This window comes from Nocardiopsis sp. TNDT3, assembly GCF_003427465.1.
Lineage (GTDB): Bacteria > Actinomycetota > Actinomycetes > Streptosporangiales > Streptosporangiaceae > Nocardiopsis > Nocardiopsis dassonvillei.
The window spans coordinates 1-4,143 of the sequence record NZ_QPFC01000493.1 but is presented as its reverse complement, the minus strand read 5'-3'; the positions used below and the strand labels follow the sequence as shown (position 1 = coordinate 4,143).

At 70.3% G+C, this 4,143-nt stretch carries 4 protein-coding genes and 1 pseudogene; 2 read left to right on the top strand and 3 right to left on the bottom strand.

Annotation, left to right across the window (positions count from 1 at the left end; translation table 11 throughout):
- Both DQW06_RS12870 and DQW06_RS12865 read right to left on the bottom strand, forming a co-directional pair.
- Positions 1 to 748: hypothetical protein (locus DQW06_RS12870; protein ID WP_157983430.1), on the bottom strand; the 748-nt coding region annotated here is incomplete at its 3' end.
- Between the two features lie 552 nt (positions 749 to 1,300).
- The gene (locus tag DQW06_RS12865; protein WP_117198527.1) at positions 1,301 to 2,140 is read right to left on the bottom strand and encodes a helix-turn-helix transcriptional regulator; all 840 of its coding nucleotides are present in this window, start codon (positions 2,138 to 2,140) and stop codon (positions 1,301 to 1,303) included.
- Between the two features lie 459 nt (positions 2,141 to 2,599).
- On the opposite strand from DQW06_RS12865, the gene DQW06_RS12860 reads away from it, so the two are divergent.
- Positions 2,600 to 2,986, top strand: a complete 387-nt coding sequence (locus DQW06_RS12860; RefSeq protein ID WP_198662439.1) for a YbaB/EbfC family nucleoid-associated protein — start codon at positions 2,600 to 2,602, stop codon at positions 2,984 to 2,986.
- Between the two features lie 56 nt (positions 2,987 to 3,042).
- A complete protein-coding gene (locus DQW06_RS12855) occupies positions 3,043 to 3,432 on the top strand; it encodes a hypothetical protein (RefSeq protein ID WP_117198526.1) in 390 nt (129 codons plus the stop codon).
- 282 nt (positions 3,433 to 3,714) lie between these two features.
- On the opposite strand, the pseudogene DQW06_RS12850 reads toward DQW06_RS12855, so the two are convergent.
- Positions 3,715 to 4,143: pseudogene (locus DQW06_RS12850) on the bottom strand (short chain dehydrogenase); the annotation flags it as partial.

Here is a 4,143-nt window from a genome sequence, read left to right as displayed (position 1 = left end):
GGCGGGGAGGCGGGGGGATGTCGGCCAGGGCGTCGAGATTGGTGCGCAGCAGGTCGCGCACCTGGTGGCTGAAGAGGCCGTCCACGACGCCGGAGAACCCCGCGGAGATGAGGCCGGACAGCCCCGCGCCGCCATGGGTGAGACGGGTCAGCTCCTTGTCGTGGAACCTGCGGGTGCCGGCGTCGATCTGGGCGCGTTGGATGATCGAGTCCAAGGACGCGAAGAGTTGCTCGGTGATCTGGTGGGAGGGGGCGGTGAGCAGGAGCCAGGTGAGGACGCGCTGGATGGCGACGGAGCGGATGTACTGGAACCAGGGGATCAGGGCGCGCGAGGCGCCCATGGTCCACTGGGCCATGGCGACGCACCAGGCGATCTCGAGGAGGAGCTGGGTGAGCTGGCCGTAGGCCATCCCGTACGCGTACTCGGCGTTGGCTGCGCCGTCGCCGAGGGCGGTGGACGCCTTGCGGGCGGTTTTGGCTCCGGCGCCGATGTAGTCGTTGTCACCGGCGGTGAACTGGGCGATGGAGGCCTCGTAGTGGCCGGCGGCCACCCCCGAGAAATCGGTGCGGACTTTACCGCGGACCAGGTCGAGGAAGTCCTTGATTTCCTCGAGGTTCGCGGCGACGTGGTCGTGGTGGTCGGCGAGTCGGCGCATGGCGGCGGGGTCGGCTGAGGGGATCTCCATTCCCAGGAGCCACTTGGCGGTCTCACGGACCCACTCGGCGGTGTCGGAATCGAAAAGAGGCATGCGGGGGACCGTTCCTTCCATCGCTGCTTTTCGCTAGGCCACGAGGGGTTTTGTCGTGGGCCCGCTCTTCGCCGGTGGAACGGCGGTACGGGCACGCCACCCGACACGGTGGGTTTTCGTTGGTTTCCCCTGCCAATGTATATGGCTTTGTGTCCGTTTGTGTTGTGGTGGTGATTCCGGCGCAGTGATGTGACGGGGCCGCGAGTACTCCACCTGCCCTTGGCGATCGGTGGGACGTTCGTGGCGCCGGTCGTGGCGCCGGTCGTGGCAGCGGTGCGTCCGTGCCTGGTGGCGGTGTCTCCACCACGGCCGGCCGATCCGGTTCGACCGGAGCCGGGGCGGTGGTGCCCGTTACCGGCCGTCCCGGTCGATCCGCTCGGATCGTCGTCTTCCTGACCCCCGCACGCGGATCGCCCCCACGAGTCGGTCACCGGGCGCACGGCCGCCGCTGGTCGTTCGGTTCCGTACCATCCGCTGATCACAGCGGTGGCCGTCTCATGTCCGGGGAGGGGCGCGGAGCGAGACCTCCGAGCCCGGCCGGGAGGTGTGGGGTCAGTGGGGTGTCTGCACGCCGATCACGGAGAGGAGCTGTAGCTTCTCGTGGCTCTCGGTGCCCGGGACGGCGGTGTAGACGAGCAGGTGGTGCGAATGGTACGGGTCGAGCAGCGTCTGGTAGTCCAGTTCCAGCGCGCCGACCTCGGGGTGGAGGAAGCGCCTGACCCCGCTGGACGGGACACCGATCTCGTGCTCGTCCCACAGGAGACGGAACTCCTCGCTCCGGTCGAGGAGAAGGCCGGCGTAGTGCGCCGCCCGCGAGTCGCTGCCCCGGAGCGCCACGAGTCGACGCAGGCCGGACACGTGCATCCGCGACAGCAGCTCGTGGTCGTCGGGTGCGTAGAGCTGCCGGGCGTCGGGTTCGGTGAACCAGCGGTAGCCGCTGCTGCGTGCCGGACCGGTGTGGCGCGTCGTGTCCCCGGTGAGCGCCACACCGAGCGGACTCTGGCGCAGTGTCTCCCCGAGTTCGGTGACGATCTCGGCGGGGGTGTCGTCCAAACGGTCGAGGATGCGCAGCAGGCCGGGGCTGATGTGCTCGCTGTCCGCGCCGCGGGCGGGCGGGTTGTGCCCGGCGAGGCGGAACAGGTGGTCGCGCTCGTCCAGTGACAGGTGCAGTCCCTGGGCGATGGAGGTGATCATCTGCACGGACGGCTGGGGTCCGCGCTCCCGTTCCAGGCGGGTGTAGTAGTCGGTCGACATGTGGCAGAGCGCGGCGACCTCCTCGCGGCGCAGTCCGCTGGTCCTGCGGCGCGACCCGCGCGGGAGACCGACGTCCTCGGGTTGCAGCGACTCCCGGCGGCGTCGCAGGAACGTCGCCAGTCCGGCCCGGTCGATCACGGCCGTCTCCTTCTCGCTCGGTGCTCCGTCATCTCTATCCGTCGGCGGGCTCTGCCGGCCGCGTGCCGTTGAACCCTCTTCCCCCCTGCGAGAGCGGAAACTGGTCCTCCGCATCCTCGGATCGGGAGTCCCTGTATAACCGCGGCCGACTCCACGACAGTGGACCCCACACCACGGCTGGGACGCGGACGATGCTGCGCAGGGCCTGTTGACACCCCCCGGCCGGATCGGCCCGGCACGCGTTCCGTCGTCACCGGAGCGTGCCACGGCACCGGGCCCGGCATCGCGGCTCGACCGGCCTCCACCCGGTCGTACCAGGCCGGAGCCGACCGGTCCGAGTTCCCCGGTCGCCGGAGACCGAGCGGGTGTGCGGCGCCTCGTCCGCGCGGAACGACACGGTTCGGGGCAGGCCCCCACCCAGCGTGGCCGAGGACAAGGGCAGAAGGAGTGGTACGGACGATGAGCGGCTGGGAAGCATGGAACGCACGAGAGCTGGATCGGCTTCGGCGGACGCTCCGCGAGGTGGAGGACGCCGGCGCGAGCCTGGAGCAGGCGACCGAGGAGGCCGTGTCCAAGAACCGCCTCGTCGCGGCGACGGTGAACGCGAGCGGTGAACTGGTCGATTTGAAGTTCAACACCCAGTCCTATCGGAACATGGCGCCCACGGAACTGGCGAGCACCATCAAGGACGTCGTGAATCGCGCGCGGGGGCAGATGGCCGACCGGGTCGAGGCGCTCTACCGGCCTTTCGCTCCCGAGAACATCGTCGTGGGCGACGTCGTGAAAGGGACCTTCGACATCCGCGATCTCTTTCGCGGACTCGACACGGAACCGCCGCTGCGGTAGCCGCCGAATGCGGCATCCGAATTTCACCGAGGTACACACATCTGCCGGGAGAGACCATGCCGAGACACGACGGTTATGGCAGCAAGAGCAATTCCGACGACTCCCTCCACGTCGCGTCGGACGAATTGGCGCGCGACGGACAGTACATCCACGAACCGGCCGACAGGATCGAGGCATTGATCGAGTGGTACGAGGCCGGGCGCCGGTCCCTGGGGGCGCCGCCTTGGGGCGAGGGCGACGACTTCGCCAAGCAGATGAACAACGTCATGCGACCGTTGGAGGAGAACCTCATGTTGTACCTGAGGATCCTCAGCCTCGGCCTGCGCCAAGCCTCCGACGGCACCGTGGCCACCGCGAGGAACTACAGGGCCACCGAGGAGCACAACATCGACGCGGTCCGGCGCCTCGACGGCAGCGCTCCCGAGGACGGCGGGGCCCGACGGTGACGCACCACGTGTGCCCGTCCGGGACGGCTGGCGGCGCCTCCGTGTGAGGAGGCGCCCGCAGTGACCGGAGACGTGGACTCGATTCACCGGCCGGACCGCATCCCGCTGAACCGGATGCCCGCGGTCTTCCCCCGGGCCAGCTCCGAAGCGGCGCAGGAACAGGTCGGTTCCGGTGGCCCTGTCCCATGCCGGGCACGCGCCCCGGCGCGGTGTCACGCCACCCGAGGCCTCGGCTCCACGATCGACTACGTCGCCCGCCGCACTGCCGCAGGGGCCGCGCGGTCAGGCGGCGGGGATGGCGGTCCCGGTGAGCTGCTCGGAGACCCGCCAGACCCGCTCGGCCTCGTCGGCACCGCGCAGCGGGGTGTAGAGCCGCTGCTCGGCGGGCGGGCCGCCGAGGTTGCCGGGGCCGCCGGGGCTGTAGAGCGCGCCCGGCTTGGCGGCCGGGTCGGTCGCGGCCACGAGGGCGGGCAGCTTCGCAGTCTCGACGGTGCCCGCCAGGATGCCGCGGGCCGAGAGCGCGCGGATCAGCCGCACGCCCAGGGTGTCCCGGTCGCGGCCGATCTCGGGGCGGGCGGCCAGGAGGCTGGTCGGGGCCACCCCGGGGTGGGAGAGGTTGCTGGTGATGCCCCATCCGCCAGCCCTGCTGCGCCGCTCCAGTTCGAGGCCGAAGAGCCCGAACGCGATCTTGGACTGGCTGTAGGCGCGCAT

Bases quoted from the DNA above. Each gene is read 5' to 3' on its own strand.
- DQW06_RS12860 (WP_198662439.1), top strand. From the start codon at position 2,600: ATGAGCGGCTGGGAAGCATGGAACGCACGAGAGCTGGATCGGCTTCGG.
- DQW06_RS12855 (WP_117198526.1), top strand. From the start codon at position 3,043: ATGCCGAGACACGACGGTTATGGCAGCAAGAGCAATTCCGACGACTCC.